This is a genomic window from Gemmata algarum, assembly GCF_034097035.1.
GTDB classification, from domain to species: domain Bacteria; phylum Planctomycetota; class Planctomycetia; order Gemmatales; family Gemmataceae; genus Gemmata; species Gemmata algarum.
Window position 1 is genome coordinate 1 of the sequence record NZ_JAXBLV010000009.1, and the last position, 16,085, is coordinate 16,085.

14 protein-coding genes are annotated in these 16,085 nt (G+C 66.8%); 9 read left to right on the plus strand and 5 right to left on the minus strand.

What is annotated here, in order from left to right; all coding sequences use genetic code 11:
- The first annotated feature begins 252 nt into the window (after positions 1–252).
- The 3 genes from R5W23_RS02385 (at position 253) to R5W23_RS02395 (ending at position 3,324) form a co-directional block, all read left to right on the plus strand.
- Positions 253–810: a peptide chain release factor family protein gene (locus R5W23_RS02385; RefSeq protein ID WP_010041412.1), complete on the plus strand. Its 558-nt coding sequence runs from the start codon at positions 253–255 to the stop codon at positions 808–810.
- Between the two features lie 129 nt (positions 811–939).
- Positions 940–1,413 carry a dual specificity protein phosphatase 23 gene (locus R5W23_RS02390; protein WP_320684941.1) on the plus strand — a complete coding sequence of 158 codons (474 nt, stop codon included), beginning with the start codon at positions 940–942 and terminating at the stop codon, positions 1,411–1,413.
- 177 nt (positions 1,414–1,590) lie between these two features.
- The gene (locus tag R5W23_RS02395; RefSeq protein WP_320684942.1) at positions 1,591–3,324 is read left to right on the plus strand and encodes an alkaline phosphatase family protein; all 1,734 of its coding nucleotides are present in this window, start codon (positions 1,591–1,593) and stop codon (positions 3,322–3,324) included.
- Between the two features lie 49 nt (positions 3,325–3,373).
- On the opposite strand, the gene R5W23_RS02400 is transcribed toward R5W23_RS02395, so the two are convergent.
- The gene (locus tag R5W23_RS02400; protein ID WP_320684943.1) at positions 3,374–3,667 is read right to left on the minus strand and encodes a hypothetical protein; all 294 of its coding nucleotides are present in this window, start codon (positions 3,665–3,667) and stop codon (positions 3,374–3,376) included.
- A 226-nt stretch (positions 3,668–3,893) separates the two neighbouring features.
- On the opposite strand from R5W23_RS02400, the gene R5W23_RS02405 reads away from it, so the two are divergent.
- Positions 3,894–5,135, plus strand: a complete 1,242-nt coding sequence (locus tag R5W23_RS02405; protein WP_320684944.1) for an acyltransferase family protein — start codon at positions 3,894–3,896, stop codon at positions 5,133–5,135.
- Here the strand turns inward: R5W23_RS02405 and carA are convergent.
- Positions 5,132–6,238 (minus strand): glutamine-hydrolyzing carbamoyl-phosphate synthase small subunit, encoded by a 1,107-nt coding sequence (carA, locus tag R5W23_RS02410; protein ID WP_320684945.1) that lies wholly within the window; start codon positions 6,236–6,238, stop codon positions 5,132–5,134. The genes R5W23_RS02405 and carA overlap by 4 nt on opposite strands.
- 163 nt (positions 6,239–6,401) lie before the next feature.
- On the opposite strand from carA, the gene R5W23_RS02415 reads away from it, so the two are divergent.
- A complete protein-coding gene (locus R5W23_RS02415; RefSeq protein WP_320684946.1) occupies positions 6,402–7,931 on the plus strand; it encodes a Gfo/Idh/MocA family protein in 1,530 nt (509 codons plus the stop codon).
- A gap of 86 nt (positions 7,932–8,017) precedes the next feature.
- Here the strand turns inward: R5W23_RS02415 and R5W23_RS02420 are convergent, their stop codons facing one another.
- Together R5W23_RS02420 and rsgA are read right to left on the minus strand one after the other, a co-directional pair.
- Positions 8,018–8,449, minus strand: coding sequence for a hypothetical protein (locus R5W23_RS02420; RefSeq protein ID WP_320684947.1), 432 nt, complete (start codon positions 8,447–8,449; stop codon positions 8,018–8,020).
- A gap of 194 nt (positions 8,450–8,643) precedes the next feature.
- Positions 8,644–9,876: a ribosome small subunit-dependent GTPase A gene (rsgA, locus tag R5W23_RS02425; protein WP_320684948.1), complete on the minus strand. Its 1,233-nt coding sequence runs from the start codon at positions 9,874–9,876 to the stop codon at positions 8,644–8,646.
- Between the two features lie 127 nt (positions 9,877–10,003).
- Between rsgA and R5W23_RS02430 the strand changes: the two genes are divergently transcribed.
- The 3 genes from R5W23_RS02430 to R5W23_RS02440 are packed head-to-tail and all read left to right on the plus strand — an operon-like array spanning position 10,004 to position 11,756.
- Positions 10,004–11,035 (plus strand): DUF6807 domain-containing protein, encoded by a 1,032-nt coding sequence (locus tag R5W23_RS02430; protein WP_320684949.1) that lies wholly within the window; start codon positions 10,004–10,006, stop codon positions 11,033–11,035.
- A complete protein-coding gene (locus tag R5W23_RS02435) occupies positions 11,035–11,247 on the plus strand; it encodes a hypothetical protein (RefSeq protein ID WP_320684950.1) in 213 nt (70 codons plus the stop codon). Before R5W23_RS02430 ends, R5W23_RS02435 begins: the two co-directional genes overlap by 1 nt.
- On the plus strand, positions 11,244–11,756 hold the full coding sequence (locus R5W23_RS02440) for a dual specificity protein phosphatase family protein (RefSeq protein WP_320684951.1): 513 nt from the start codon (positions 11,244–11,246) through the stop codon (positions 11,754–11,756). Before R5W23_RS02435 ends, R5W23_RS02440 begins: the two co-directional genes overlap by 4 nt.
- Here R5W23_RS02440 and R5W23_RS02445 read toward each other — a convergent pair.
- Entirely contained in the window at positions 11,734–13,563 is a 1,830-nt protein-coding gene (locus tag R5W23_RS02445) for an L-lactate permease (RefSeq protein WP_320684952.1), read from the minus strand. The genes R5W23_RS02440 and R5W23_RS02445 overlap by 23 nt on opposite strands.
- A gap of 684 nt (positions 13,564–14,247) precedes the next feature.
- Between R5W23_RS02445 and R5W23_RS02450 the strand changes: the two genes are divergently transcribed.
- A complete protein-coding gene (locus R5W23_RS02450) occupies positions 14,248–15,483 on the plus strand; it encodes a hypothetical protein (RefSeq protein WP_320684953.1) in 1,236 nt (411 codons plus the stop codon).
- Positions 15,484–16,085: the final 602 nt, after the last annotated feature.

Genomic DNA, 16,085 nt, shown 5'->3' on the forward strand with positions numbered 1-16,085 from the left:
GCACAACTACGGTCGCCTGCTTAGTGCCGGTCGCGAGCTGGGTGGCTCGTGTGGCGCTGTAACGGGGGTTACAGCGCCACACCGGTGGTATCGCGACTGGTCGCGGACTGGACACCCGCTGCCGTTCGACTACCAACTCGCTGGGTGGTTGCCACCCACGAATTCCGCGGGCGAGACGGGGGTATGTGCCGCCGAACCGCGATCCGACCGATGGTGTCCGTCGAATGCCCGTTCGCGCCGCGAGAGCTTGCTGTGTCACACCCGACGCCTTCGACAAACGGCCTGCCGCGCGCGACGTGGGCGCACCTCACCGAGGACCAGCTCCTGCGGCAGTGCGAGGTGGACACCTACCGCGCGAGCGGTCCGGGCGGCCAGAAGCGCAACAAGACCAGCTCCGCGGTGCGGTTACGGCACGCTCCGACCGGGCTTATCGTTATTGCCGAAGAGAGCCGGTCGCAGCACGAGAACAAAGCTAAAGCCCTGAAACGGTTGTGGCACGCGCTGTTTCTGGAGCTGCGCGACCCCTTACCGCCCGAACCGACGCCCGAACAGATCGCGGCCCTCCCCGACTACACCGACGCACGCAGCGCGGACGGCCGGCTCAACCTGAGTGCGAAGAACCCGCGGTTCTGGTTGGCGGTCGGGGTGGCGCTGGACGTGTTTGCGGCGGTCGAGGCCCGCGCCGCGGACGCCGCAACTCTGCTCGGCGTTTCGACCGGCAACCTGATCGACTTCCTGCAAACCGACCCGAAAGTGTGGCAGGAGGCCAACCGGCTTCGCACCGCTCACGGACACAAAGCCTTGCGGTAAGACGAGCGCCGGTTGCGTCATGCCGCTCACGGAATCGGGTGGGCCGCGCGCCGGCGGTTGTGTATCGTGTGTGAAGACCGGCGCCCGAGGCGGGCACCGGCCACCCTACTATTCCGCTCGGGTGATTCGATGCCGCCGGGCTTCTCCTGGATCGACCAACCGCGGCTCGCGGCACTGGCCCGCCCGCGGTCGGCGGACGATTTGCTCTGGCTGCGCCGCCACGGGATCGACGTACTGGTGTCGCTCACGGAGAACCCGCTGCCGCGGAACTGGCTCAACGACGCCGGACTTCTGGCGGTGTCGGTGCCGGTTCCCGACATGGAACCTCCGAGCCAGCGCCAGTTCGACCACGTGCTGGCCACCGTGAAGCGGGCGCACGACTCGCAAATGGGGGTGGCGATTCACTGTGCCGCCGGGCTCGGGCGCACCGGGACCGTCCTGGCCGCGTACTTCGTGAGCACCGGGATGACCGCGCGCGACGCGCTGCGCAAGGTGCGGGAGCTGCGCCCCGGGTCGGTGGAGACGCTCGACCAGGAGCGCGCCGTTGAGCAGTACGCCAAGAAATTCGCCGTGCCCGGCTCCGATGTGTCCGCCGCTGAGTAGCGGGAAACGGTTCGGCCCGGCCTCGGGACACGCGCCGCTTTCACGAACCGGTTCGTCCGCTCCCGCTCTCTTCACGCCGGTGTGACGAATCTTTCACATGTTACTAATCGCAACGTCCCGCGCAGGGCGATACAACCACCTTCTGCACCCACCCCCAGCCTCTGCCATTCACTGCCGATGAACCCATTCTCCGCGCTCGGCTCGTTGGTCGGACTGTTCGCCGTTGTGAGCGGTGTCGGGTGGCTGGTCGCGCCGAAGCCGGTCGATCGTGCCGCACCGGCCGCCCCGCCGGCGCGACCGGTGAAACTCGCGGTGCTGGTCGTGTTCGACCAGATGCGCGGTGACTTTCTCGAGCGCTGGCGGCCGTTGTTCGGTCCCAACGGGTTCAACCGGCTCCAGCGCGACGGGGCGTGGTTCACCCGCTGCCATTATCCGTATGGGGTCACGGTGACCGGCCCCGGCCACGCCTCGATACTGACCGGGACGTGCGGCGACACCCACGGCATCGTCAGCAACGAGTGGCTTGAGGCCGGCCAGGAGGCGTACTGCGCCGGGAGCGAGCGGTACGACCTCGTGCCCCCAGCGCCGAAGTTTCCGGCCGATCCGGTCGTGAAGCCGAAGAACCCGCCTGCTAAACCCAAGCCGAAGGCGGTTGGCACGCCCGACCGCTTGCTGAGCGAAACGGTTGCGGACGTGCTGAAACAGGCGCACGGGCCGAAGGCGAAAGTGTTCGGGCTGTCGCTCAAAGACCGGTCGGCGATCCTCCCGACCGGCAAGCGGCCGGACGGCGCGTTCTGGTTCTATGGGGTGTTCGGCACCTCGACCTATTACGGCGATCGGGTGCCCAAATGGGTGGCGGACTTCAACGCATCGAAGACCGCCGACAAGTGGTTCGGGCGACCCTGGGAGCGGTCCCGTCCGACGCTCGATTACGCGCGCTGGAGCGGCCCGGACGACGTGCGCGGAGAGGGCGTCGGGGTCGGGCAAGGGGGCACGTTCCCGCACCCGACGACCGGCGGCCGGCCGGTGCTCGGGGCGAAGTACTATGAGGCGCTTGCCAACTCGCCCTACGGCAACGACCTGCTGCTGGAGTTCGCGAAGTCCTGCATCAGCGCCGAGGGGCTCGGCACCGACGACACCCCGGATCTGCTCGTGGTGAGCTTCTCGTCGAACGACCTGATCGGGCACACCTGGGGGCCGGACTCGCAGGAGGTGATGGATGTCACGCTCCGCTCGGACGCGCTGATGGCGGACTTCCTCGAGTTCCTGGATGCGGAGGTCGGGAAGGGGCAGTACCTGATGGGGATCACGGCGGACCACGGCGTTTGCCCGCTCCCGGAGCGGACCGGCGCCCCCCGGGTGAGCACCACGGAGCTTACGAAGCTGGTTAACGCGCACCTGTCGAAAAAGTACCCTGTGCCGGTCTCGGCGTCTGACAAGGACGCGCGGTGGGTGGAGTCGATCCAGTTCCCGTGGGTCCACCTGAACGAGCGGGTCGTTAAGGCGAGCGGGCGCCCGAAGTCCGAGGTCGTGGCCGAGGTCGCGAAGGCACTTCAAGGGCACAAGCACGTGTTGCGCACCCTGACCGCCGAAGAACTGTCGGGCACGGTCCCGGAGTCGGACGTGATCGCGACCCGCATGAAGCGGTCGTTTTATCCATCGCGCTGCGGTGATTTGGCGATTGTGCTGGTGCCGTACGCGCTACCCGGGAGTACCCCGACAGGCACAACGCACGGTTCGCCGTTCAATTACGACACGCACGCGCCGCTGCTGGTGTACGGTCCGGGGATTCGCGGCGGGGTTCGCACGGAACCGACCACGCCGCAAGCAATGGCGAGCATTTTTGCGAAGTGGTTGAACGTGCGCCGGCCGAAAGATGCGCGGTTCCCGGTGCCGGAAACGCTGGAATAGTGCGGGCACCGGGCGCCACAATCCGAGGCGTCCGGTGCCGGCTGCGGTCTTACATGTCACCGAATCGCGCGGTGCCCAGCGGCATCGTGAACTTGTTCAGCACCGCTTCATGCGCGCCGAACAGTAGCACCCAAAATGCGTCGCCTTCGGCGCGGGGCTGCGCCGGCAACGCGGGCGGCTCGCTCACGACCGCAGGGGATTCGGGGAGGAAGTGGTCTCGGGTCACCGGGTCGATTTCGCGCCCCTCGACGTGTGGGCGCGGCTGCAACCCCGGCGGGGCTGCCGACACCGCGCCGACCGCTGACACCACGCACACACAGCCCAGCAAAACGCGCCGCAACATCCGTTGTCACCCGTGAGAGCGAACGACGGGCGGCGCGGTCCGTCACGCCCCCGTCCGAGTTCGTCGGAGTGCAGGGCCATAGCCGCTCGCCGCCGGGGCCGCAACGGCAATGCGTCGGCAGTCGGCAAGATGGGGTTGCAACGGACTTGACGCTGACGGTACCATTCCCCGCCCCGCGCCCAGCACCTCGCCTCCGGTGAAAGGATTTCGCCCGGAAACGGCACGGATGATGGCCGAACCGAACACCTTTTCGCCTCGGGTTGCCGCCCTCGACAACCTGCGCGTCGTCGCCATGTTCCTCGGACTGGTGACACATGGCGTGCTGCCGTACACCGCGACCGGTCTGGTCGGGTTCCCGGTGCGCGATCACACCCGGCACGCCGCCGCCGACGTGTGCTTTTTCGCGGTCCACGACTTTCGCATGCAACTGTTTTTCTTGTTGGCCGGGTTCGGGGCATGCGCGCTGGCGTCCCGGCGCGGGGCCGGTGAACTGGTCCGCAACCGGCTCGCGCGACTTGCTTTGCCACTGGCCCTCGCGGCGCTGATTCTGTGCCCGGCGCTGCACCTGATTTTTGCCGCACACACCGCGACCCGCGGGGCCACGTGGGTCGCGGACGGGGCCGGCGGCTGGGTCGGCCCGAACTTCCATTTGTGGTTTCTGTACTACTTGTTGATGTGTTGTGCGGTCTGGGTCGCCATCCGGTCCGTCGTGTTGCGCCTTCCGGTTGGTATCGTGCGCGCCTTTGATGCGCTCACCCGGCGCGCACTCGCTTCACGGTGGAAGGTGCCTGCCGTCGCCGCTATTGCGGTTCCGGTGCTGTGGGACATGCCGGCGTGGTGGATTGACACCCCAAAGGGCTGGGCACCGGACGTTACAGTGCTGACGTACTATCTCGGGTTCTTTTCCGTCGGGGCACTTCTTTACCGGCACCGGGACACGCTCGCGACCGTCGGTCGGCGGTGGGCGGTTCGGCTCGCTGTCGCGAACGTCGTGGTGCTCCCGCTGATGCTGAAACTGACCGTTACAGGTAACTGGGCGGAAGAAGAACGCGACACCGACCCGGCACGCTTAGCCGTGTGGAAGGCGGTCGCGATTTTCGTCGGCGGGCTGTACACCTGGCTGATGATCGGCGGGCTGATCGGGCTGTTCCAGCGGTACTTCGCCGCGGGCGGGCCGCGGTGGGCGTACTTGGCGGACGCGTCGTACTGGTGCTACCTCATTGGGTTCCCGGTGCAGGCGGCGTTCCAGGTGTGGTTCGCCCCGACCACGTTGCCGGTGGTTGCCGAGTTCTTGCTTGTGGTTGTGCTCACGCTCGCGGTGTCACTGACGAGCTACGAGTTGGGCGTGCGGCACACGCGACTCGGCGTACTGCTGAACGGAAAGCGCCCGAAACGGGATGGCGGCCGGGTGCCGGAACCGGTGCGCGGCACACGACCGCGCCCGGTCCCGGCGGTTCACGCCGGCTAACCCATGAGCTTGCGGAACTCCTCGAACAGGTAGCTCGAATCGTGCGGTCCGGCTGCCGCCTCGGGGTGATACTGCACGCTGAACACCGGCAGCGTCGTGTGCCGCAGCCCTTCCAGGGTGTTATCGTTCAGGTTGATGTGCGTCGGTTGCACGTCTTTCGGGAGCGTGGTGGGGTCCACTGCGAACCCGTGGTTCTGTGTGGTAATCTCGATCTGCTTCGTGAGTTCGTTCCGCACCGGCTGGTTCGCCCCGCGGTGACCGAACTTCAGCTTGAAGGTCTTGGCGCCCAGAGCGAGCCCTAAGAGCTGGTGCCCGAGGCAAATTCCGAAAAGGGGCTTCTTCGGAATGAGTTGCTTGACCGTATCGATGGCGTAGCCCACCGCGGCGGGGTCGCCGGGGCCGTTGGAGAGGAAGATCCCGTCCGGGTTGTGCGCGAGCACCTCGTCCGCGCTCGCGGTTCCCGGGACCACGGTCACGTCGCACCCGACCTGTGTGAGACAGCGCAGGATGTTCCACTTCATCCCGTAATCGATCGCCACGACCTTCTTGGTGGCCGGGCGGTGCGGGAGCACGTGGTCCGTTAGCGTCCCGAAGCCCTTGTCCCACTTGAACGACTGCTTGGGCACCACTTCGGAAACTAAATCCCGCCCTTCCATGCCGGGGAAGGCCCGGGCCTTCGCGACCAGGGAGGCGTCGTCGAGGTCTGCCGTGGACAGGATGCCGTTCATCGACCCGCGGACGCGGAGCCGGCGCACGAGCGCCCGCGTGTCGATGCCCTCAATGCCGACGACGTTGCTGGCCTTGAGGTAGCTGTCCAGGTCGCGGTCGGAGCGGAAGTTGCTTGGCACGCGGGTCAGCTCGCGGACGATGAACCCTGCCACGCGAACCGCGTTCGACTCCTCGTCGTCGGCGGTGGTGCCGTAGTTCCCGATGAGCGGGTACGTCATCGTGACGATCTGTCCGGTGTACGACGGGTCGGTGAGGACCTCTTGGTAGCCCGCCATAGAGGTGTTGAACACCACCTCGCCGAGGGTCTCGCCGGTCGCGCCGAACCCACGACCGGTGAACACGGTTCCGTCCGCCAGAGCCAGTTTCGCGTGCATGTGCTGCTATTCGTCTCTCTAGAGGTAAAGCGGCGCAAACTAGATGAATGATACGGACGGGGCGGCCGATCGGATATCATAACGGGAACGATTCACGCTCCCGGAACGTCGAAATGACGGCCCTCGGCCCCGCCGAAAAGCCGCAACGGTGAAGAGCGAAGCCATGCCGACCCCACTCGACCGCCGCAAGTTCTTCGGTTCGGCCGCCGCGCTGTCGCTGTCGGCGGCGAGTTACGCGAACGTCGCGGGGAGCAACGCGCGCGTCCGGGTCGGATTCCTGGGGTGCGGCGGGCGCGCGCAAGCGCACATCGACCTCGTGAACAAGTTCGCGGCCGAGGGGAAGCCCGTTCAGGCGGTCGCGGTGTGCGACGTGTGGGACGGGCTGGAGGACGAGTACGAGGTTCACTTCGGCGGGAAAGCCACCCGGCGCCGGTACGCGCAGGGGCTCTACCCGTCCGCCCGGAAGTGCGGTCTCGATCGCGCCGACCGGTCGCACGTCACGAAAGACTACCGGGTCGTCCTGGACCGCGCCGACGTGGACGCGGTGTGCATCACCACCCCGGACCACTGGCACGGGCGCATGACGCTCGACGCGCTTTCCGCCGGCAAGGACGTGTACGTCGAGAGGCCCATGACGCGCACCGCCGAGGAAGCGGTCGCGGTGGTGGACGCGTGGCGCCACACCGGGCGGGTGGTGACCGTGGGCGTGCAGTCGATGGCCGATGGGGTGTGGGTGCGGGCGTTCGACGCGATCCGGACGGGCGCGATCGGGCACGTGGCGCACGCGCAAACAGGGTTTTTCCGCAACGACGTGCGCGGTCAGTGGCGGTTCTATCGGCTCGCGCAGCAGATGACTCCCAAGACCGTGGATTGGGATCTGTTTCTCGGGCACCAGTTCGAGTGCGCCGGGCGGCGGGTCGGCCCGACCCCGCGGGAGCAACCGTTCGACCGCGCCACGTTCGCCCAGTGGCGGTGCCAGTGGCCGTTTTCGGGCGGCCCGTTCACCGACATGCTCTCGCATTACCTCACGCGCATGACCGCCGCGATGGGCGTGCGGTTCCCGACGCGGGTGGTCGCGGGCGGCGGGCTGTACCTCGAAACCGACGGGCGCGACGTGCCCGACGTGAGCACCGTCGTTGCCGACTACGACGAAGGCTGCCAACTCGTGGCGACCGCCACCACCCTGAGCGGTTACCCGACGGAGGACGTGATCCGCGGGCGGCTAGGGGCGATCAAGTTCGTGAAGGGCGGGTTCCAGGTGTTCCGCGACGACCCGACCCGCGGCGCCAGCTTCCCGCCCCGGATGGAATCGGCGCCGGAACCGTCGTCGTTTGTGGCCGTCGAGCCGCCGCGCAACGACACCGAAGCGATGTGGGTCAACTTCTTGGAGTGCGTTCAGGCGCGGCGGCAAAGCACCTTCTGCCCGCCGGATCTGGGTGCGGTTGCGGTCACGACTGCGGCGATGGCGGTGGAGAGCTACCGGACGGGTTCGGCCCTGTTCTGGGACAACGAGAAGCGGCAGATCGTGCCTGCCGGTCCGAGTTGGGCCGAGCGCGGAGAGCAGCGGAGCCGCCAGCGTGCGAAGCCGAATCAGATCTTCGGTTGGAGCGGCGGTGACGGTGGCGTCGTACAACCGCCGTCGTACCAGTCGCTGGCCGGGCCGTGGCTGAACGGCAAAGACCCTGCCAAGTAAAAAGCACGCCGCCCCGTTGCGGTCGCGGCTCCGAAATGCGGAACCGCGACCGCAACGGGGCGGTTTTACGTTGATCGAGGTGGCAATCAGTTTCGGTCGCTGAGGCTCCTGGCCGCAGACTCGGTGTGGGCCGGCAGGTTCAGCTTAATCACCGCGGTGTCCGCTGTGCCGATCATGTCGCGAAGCGTTTTGCGGAACGTGTCGTACTGCCCCTGAAGGGCGTCCCGCTCGCCAGTACGGGCTTTCACTTCTGCCTTGAGTGCGTCGCGCTCGGCGGCTGCTGCCGAGTTGGCCTCTGCCAGCGCCTTCTTTTGTGCGGCCGCGTCCTGTTCGGCCGCGAGCAGCTTTTGCCGCAGTTGCTCGCGTGTGGTGATCGCGCTGCGGTACTCCTCTTCCAGCTTTTCGAGTTTCGTGTTCTGGATTGCGGCCGTGCTCGGGGTACTCGGCGCTTTCATGCACCCGTAGGCGCCGAGGGTGGTGACGAGCAGGAACGCCAGTATGCGGACGGAGCGGGTCATCAGTTGTTTCTCCTGCGATCCCCGGCGCCACAGGAGTCAAACGAGCTTAAAGGGTTCGCTGAACGGCGCCAGGTCTCCTAGCTTGCTTCGGCAGATCTGGATGACCCGCTTTACGCAAACGGATCCGCCTTCTTGACCGGCAAAGTCACCTCGCGGGCCGGCTGTGCCGCTGAACGCGGTTGCGCGGCCCGCACCTACTCGTCCGCATTGCCGTGGAACAAGCCCAAGTAGCTGTGATACCGGCGCGTCGTGATGAGCCGCCGGGCCACGGCGTCCTTGACCGCGCAGCTCAGCTCGTGAGTGTGGGTGCAGTCCGGAAACCCGCATAGCGGTACGAAGGGGCGGAACTCGGGAAAGTACCCTTCCATTTCTTCCGGCCGGGCGTCCCAGAGCTGGAGCTGTCGCACGCCGGGCGTGTCCACCACCCACCCGCCGAAGTCGAGCTTGATGAGCTGCGAATAAGTGGTGGTGTGGCGCCCCTTCTGGTTGACCTCGCTGACCGATTTGACCGCCAGCGCTAAATCCGGTTGCACCGCGTTCAGGAGCGACGACTTGCCCACGCCCGATTGCCCGGAGAACACGGTCGAGCGGCCGCGCAACTGCTCCTGCAACCGGGGAATGCCGTAGCCGGTGCGGGCGCTGCACAGATAGACCGGCACGCCCATCTGCGCGTACAGCCCGATGAGCGGTTGAAGTTCGGTGGGGTCGGTGAGCAGGTCGGCCTTATTGAGGCACAGCACCGGCTTTAGCCCGCCCTGCTGGGCCGCGGCGAGGTAACGATCGATCAGGTGCGGCTTCAGGCTCGGCTCGACCAGCGACATCACGATGACGAGCTGATCGACGTTCGCGACGAGCACGTGCTCGCGGCGCCGGCTGGCGCGGGTGAGCACCCCGTGCCGCGGCTCGACGCGCTCGATCATGCCTTCCTGGGTGGCCGACAGGCCGTCGCTCGTTGGCGGCTGGGGCGCTTCGTCGTCCGTCTCGCCGCTTCCGGCGTCGCCGGCCGGGTCGACCGCGGGAGCCCGGCCGCTGGTGCCCGTGCCCGCGGGCCGGACCCACACCACGTCCCCGGTGGTTACGACGCTGCGCTCGTCGGTCGCGAGGCTTTTGAGCAGCCGGCGCACGGCGCAGCGGAAGACGCGGCCGTCGTCGGTTTCGACGACCGACGCGAGCCCGTGGACCCGCAGCACGCGCCCGCGCAGGCACTCGCCCGCGCTGACCGCGGGCATGGCGGTGCCGTCCGCGGCTTCATCTTGAACGACGGTGCGGTACCGCGAAAGCGCCCCCTTCGCGCGCACCCGCTCGTTGGTGTGGGCGTCGTCCGCGCGGCCGTCGCCCTCCTTGAAGTCGCGGGTGATGTCGTTCTCGCGCGGCGGCTTTTCGCGGTTCTTCCGGAGCTCAACGCGCACCTTTTTCTTCTTGCTCATGGCGGCATTTTAACCGGTCGGGGGTGGTTCCGCTGCGCGGCGCGCGGGACCGGGCTGATGGCGGTTGACACGCGCGCGGCGCCGGCCGACACTACATCCATCGTTCTACCCCTCTCCGGAGTGAGCCATGCGCCGCACGCTGCCGCTGTTCGTCCTGCTCGTACTGCCGGCGGCTACACGCGCCGCCGACGTTTCCGTCACCGTCGGCAAGAGCGACATCGAGTTCAAAGCCGGCACGCAGGTCGTGGCCCGGTATGCCACCGCGGAGTCGGTCGCGAAACCGTACCTGTACCCGGTGCTGGCGCCCAACGGCGTGGGGGTGACCCGGGCGTGGCCCGTCGAGAAGGGGCTGCCGGGCGAGGCGACTTCCGACCACGTTCACCAGAAGTCCGTGTGGTTTTGCCACGGCGACGTGATTCCGGAGGGGATCGCACTGAAGGTCAAGTCCGTGAACAAGGCCGACAAGGGCGTGGACTTTTGGAGCGAGGCGAGGGACAAGGACGGCCCGCGGCACGGGAAGATCAAGTGCGTGAAGGTTGGGGAGCCGAAGCCGCACGCGAAGAACCACGCGAGCGTCGAGACGCACAACGAATGGTTCACCCCGGACGGCGTGAAGATCATGGACGAGGTTCGCGTCATCCATTTCGTTGACGGCACCGAGGGCCGGACGTTCGCGTTCGACATCACACTGAAGGCCACCGTGTGCCCGATCACGTTCGGCGACACCAAGGAGGGCTCGTTCGGCATCCGGGTTCACGACGGGCTGCGGCCGACCGAAAAGACCGGGGCGGTCGTGACCACTGCCGAGGGTAAAGTGGTCACACCACCGGTCAAAGACAACATGTCGATCTGGGGGCACCCGGCGCAGTGGATCGACTACTCGGGCAAGCTCGACGGTAAGGAGGTCGGGGTCGCGGTGTTCGACCATCCGAGCAACCCGAAATCGAACTGGCACGTGCGCGCTTACGGACTGAACGCGGCGAACCCGTTCGCCCGCGCGCACAGCGGGTTCCCGTCGCAAAAGGACGGCGCCGGCCCGCTGCTGAAACTGGACAAGGGCGGTGAGATGAAACTGAAGTACGCGGTGTACGCGCACACCGGCGACGTGAAGACCGGTAAGGTTGCGGAGGCGTTTGAAGCGTTCAAGGGCACGAAGTGATGTCGGTGGGCTACGGCCTCGTATTCGTGGTACTCGCGGCCGGTGCGGCCACAGTAGCCGTTGCCGCACCGTGGCCCGCGACTCTGGCGGGCGGTGCCTCGGCGGTGTCGTTCGTGATCGTCGCGGTCGCGTACTTCGGCACCGGCCCGCGGCTCCTGGGCAAGCGGGCGGACGGTCGGCGGACGGTCGGCGGTTCGTTTGGGCGTGGGTGATTCACGGGCCGTATATCGCGCTCACGGCGCTGTCCTATCGGCTCGCGGTTTGGGGCGCGCGTGAACGCGCGTTCGTTCAGATCGCGCCCAACGTGTTTCTTGGCCGCCGGCTTACCGAGGCTGAAGCGCGACGAATCGAGCTGTGGCCCGCGGTGCTCGATTTGGCGGGCGAGCTGACCGATCCGCCTTTCCTTCGCGCCGTGCCCCACTACCGTTCGCTACCTCTCCTCGACGCGACCGCGCCGACTCAGGACCTGTTGCGCGAGGCGGTCGGCTGGGTCAAGGACCGCGCGGCGCACGGCCCGGTGTACGTTCACTGCGCCCTCGGGCACGGGCGCAGCGCGCTGGTGGTCGCGGCATACCTGCTGGCGACCGGAACGGTGATGAGCGCGAAGGAGGCTGTTGCTTACCTTCGCGGGTTGCGCCCCGCGGTTCGACTGAACCGCGCCCAGCGCGCCGCGCTGAACCGGTTCGCGGGCGGGCTCGCTACTTCGGCACCATCAGCGTGAACGGCGGCAGGAACGCTTGCAGCGCCGTGAGCAACCCGACGATGCTGGCCAGCAGGATGCTGTGCCAGATGACGGCCTTGAAGAGGTCGGCCTCCTTGCCCACCTGGTTCGTGCCCGCGGTCGCGACGCAGATGCTTTGCGCGTCGATCATCTTGCCCATCACCCCGCCGGTACTGTTGGCGGTGCAGATCAGCGTTTGAGCCTGTTCCAGCGTCAAGTTGCTCATTGCGCCGCTCGCGTGTGCGGTCCACACCTCGGTCGCCGTGATCTTCTGAAGGCCCCCGAACAGCGCATTGCTGCCGGCGTCGGTGCCGGTGAGGAACACGCCGAGCCAGCCGAGCATCGCCGCGAAGAACGGGTACAACACGCCCGTCGCCGCGAACGCCACGCCGAGTGTCGCGTCCATTCCGGCGTACTTGGTTACGTAACTCAGCCCGAGCATGAACGCGATGGTCGGGATCGGGATGCGCATCTGGTGGACCGTCTTGCGGAACACCGCAACGACTTGGAATCCCGACATTTTCAGCAACAGCATTGAGAGCAGCGCGGCCGTCAGCACGGGCGTGCCTGGGGCCGTCAGCCAGGTGAACTTAAACACCGCGGCTTCGAGCTTCTTCTCGTCCGGCGTGCCCGGCGGGATGAGCTCTTTCGCCCGCTCGACCTGCTTGTGCAGCCCGGGTATTTCGACATCGTAGTAGCTCTGAATGCCGCCCAGGTCGAGTGCTGCCCCCTTTTGCTTTTCCAGGTGTTTGATGTACCCGCTCACGACGAGGCACAGGGCCATCAGGAGCCACGGCATCCACGCCCACGCGACCAGCCCGGCCGTGAGCGGCTTCTCCGCTTCGGGCGTTTTTGGCGCGCCGAGCAGGGCCGCAACCTCTTCCTTCGCGTGCTCGGCTTGCGGGTCGTGCGGCTTTTGTGCGGCGGGCGTGGGAGGGGGCGTTTCTTCCGGGAATCGCCACTCGTCGCGCGGCCTCCACACGAACTTCAGGAACAGCGCCAGCGTGAGCAGCGAGAACAGTCCGCCGCCGATGTCGGTGAGCTGCCAAATCGGGGGCAGGCCGTAGGCGTGTGCGGTGGAGAAGAAGAACTGGAACGCAGCGAACGAGCCGCCGCCGACCGCGAGCGCCGGCCAGATGGCGAGCGTTTGTCGCCACGTACACATGCACTTCACCATGTAGAACGGGATCAGGCACGACAGCAGCGGCAACTGGTGCCCGCACATGATGCTGATCTTGTCCGCGGACACGCCGCTGGACGTTTCGAGCGTCATAATCGGCACGCCCAGCCCGCCGTAGCACACCGGCGACGTGTTCGCGATCAGGCAGATCACCGCGGCGCGGAACGGCGGCACGCCGAGCCCCACCAGCATCGCCCCGCAAATCGCGACCGGTGACCCCGCGCCCGCGGCCCCTTCCATGAACGCGCCGAAGGCGAACCCGATGAGCACCGCTTGAACGCGTGCGTCCTGGCTGAGCCCGCCGATCGAGCGGCGGATGACGGTGAACTGCCCCGTTTCAACGGTCACGTTGTACAGCAGCATCGCGGCGAACACGGTCCAGCCGATCGGCAGCAGCCCGAACGCGGCTCCGTACACGAACGACGCGCCCGCCATGCCGAGCGGCATCCGGTAAACGAGCCAGGCGAGCAGGATCGCGAAGACGGCCCCCGCGGCGCCGGCCCAGCTCGCGAGCCACCGCCGGGCCACGAGCAGGTAAAAGAGCGCCAGCACCGGCAACGCGGCGACAACAGTCGAGAGGACCTTGAACCCGAGCGGGTCCAGGTTCTGAACGTAGGCGAGAGGCATCGAAAGACCTTATTCACGCCAAGGAGGGAGAACCCGCGATGCTAACCCACGTGTCGGTCCGGGCCAAGTAGCAAGTTTCACGAGTTGCCACGAGTTGCGCGGCGGCCCGTTCCTCTTTCGCTGGCGCCGCTCCATTGGCGCGGTCATGAGCCCACGCCAGCGGGTCACACCCGCTGCTGACCCGGAGCGTCGCGCCGCCCGCCGGTCCGCGTCGACGAGCGGAAAATCGGCACAACCCGGTCTCACTGATCGGTGCGCGCACGAGCCGCCCGTCGCGACACATTCGGCGCCGCGTCCCGGACCGCGAACTTTTCGGCTCGCGGCGTCCCTTCCGGTCGCGAATCCTGGCGAATTTGGGTCGAAACGGCCGCACTCGGGTTGTGCGGATCGTGCCGATTGTTGACGGCTCGTCGAGCGGTGATGTCTATCTCAAATCCGTGCCATCAGGCGCCTTTCTCGGACTCGCAGAGTCGGCACAACTGCACCTCTTTCGCTAGCCCGCAGATCGCCACGCAAATTAACGGGTTTTCGTGCCTTACCGAGCTTGGTTTGCTTTCCCAAGTTGCGGGGCGCTGTCATATCTACCGCAGGCACACTGAGAGCAGCGGCCGGAACCCGCGACGAATGGATGGTCGTGACGGCGGCAGCGGTGGGCTGAAACCCGGAGTTCGAGAGAGGGTCACCATGAGCGTTCTGCGTTTGAAGGCGTGGGTCATGACCGCCACCTGTGCGGCCCTGATCGGCCTTGTCGTCGGTGACGCGCACGCGTTCGGCGGCAAACTGTTCGGCAAGAAGAAAGACGCCTGCGACCCGTGCGCGACGGCTGCGGCCGATCCGTGCGCGGCCCCGGGCTGCGGCGGCCCGGCGGCCCCCGCTACGACCACCCAAAAGGTCAAGGTCACCGAGTGGGTCCCCACGTACGTCGAAGAGACGGTCACCGTGATGAAGCCGGTCACCAAGACCGAGACTTACACGGCGCACAAGTGGGAGTGCGTCCCGGAGACGATCACCTGCCAGGTGACCGTCAACAAGCTGGTCACCGAGAACGTGGTCGAGAACCGGTGCGTCACCGAGCGCGTCCCGGTGCAGAAGACGATCACCGTGAACGAGCGCGTCCCGGTGCAGAAGACGATCACCGTGAACGAGCGCGTCCCGGTCACCAAGACCATCACGGTGAACGAGACGCAGTGGAAGACGGTGATGGTCACCGAGATGAAGAGCAAGACGGTGACGCACAAGGTGCAGGTGCCGTACTGCAAGGAGCTCGGGCCGACCATCGGCGACCGCCTCAAGAAGATCTGCGACCCGTGCTACGACCCGTGCCCCCGCACCGTGAGCGGCTGCAAGACCGAGAAGGTCCGTGAGACGGTGTGCGAGCCGGTGACGGTGTGCAAGAAGGTCGCCGAGTGCGTGCCGGTCTGCAAGACCGTCTGCACCTACGAGTGCCGCCCGGTCCAGAAGACCGTCTGCGTGTACGAGTGCGTGCCGACCCAGAAGACCGTGACCGCCTACGAGTGCGTCACCAAGATGGTGCCGACGACCGTCTGCAAGACCAAGTGCGTGCCGACCGTCGAGACCGTGACCAAGACCGTGAACGTGAAGAAGTGCGTGCCGTACACCGCGACCCGCCAGGTGACGGTGTGCGAGCCGGTGCAAGAGAAGGTCAAGGTCTGCAAGATGGTGGCCAAGGAAGTTGAGAAGGACGTGGTGGTTGCCGCCCCGTGCGCCCCGGCCTGCGGCGACGCGTGCGCCCCGGCGTGCAGCACCGCGGCCAAGGCCAGCGTGCTGGACCGCCTGAAGGGCAAGCTCGGCGGCCTGAAGGGGAAGCTGTGCAAGAAGAACGAGTGCGCCCCGATCGCCGACTGCGGCGGGTGCGCGGCCCCGGCCGCGACCGGCGCGGCGGCTGCCTGCTGCCACTAAGTCGTCCCCGCGAGCACGACTGACCGGGCACCCCGTTCGCCCGGTTGAGTCACCCCCGCCCGGGCTCCCTCACCCGGGCGGGGCTTTTTCATTTACGGTCGTCGCGTCGCAAGCCGCACCGCCGGCGCCACCAACAGTTGGTGGCGCCGGCGGTGCGGCTTGGGTACTTGAACCCGGCCCACGTGCCGGTAACGCGCTTGCAATAGGTTGGGGAACGGCCTGCGCGCTCGACACGGTGGCGGAGTGGGCGGCTGGTCGCGGCTTCGCTTCGGCCCACGCTGGCCGCGCGCTTATGAAGACCGATTTTGACAGAGTGAAGACAGACCGATTTGAAATACTGTTTGCCCTGTCGATCCTGTCAAAATGGTCTTGGCCTCTCCGTCATGATTGAGTGCCACAGTGCCCTCGCCTCGGGCTGGCAACGCCGCCGAGCGGGGACATTTCGCCACATGTTCTGATACGCGATCCGGTTACTGATGCCTGATTTGTTTGTCTTTGTGGCACAGACATTCCTGTCTGTGCAGTCTTCTCGCGCCGCCCAGACAGGAATGTCTGTGCCACGAGAAATAGACACCACCACCTGGACCGTGAATGAGAAAATC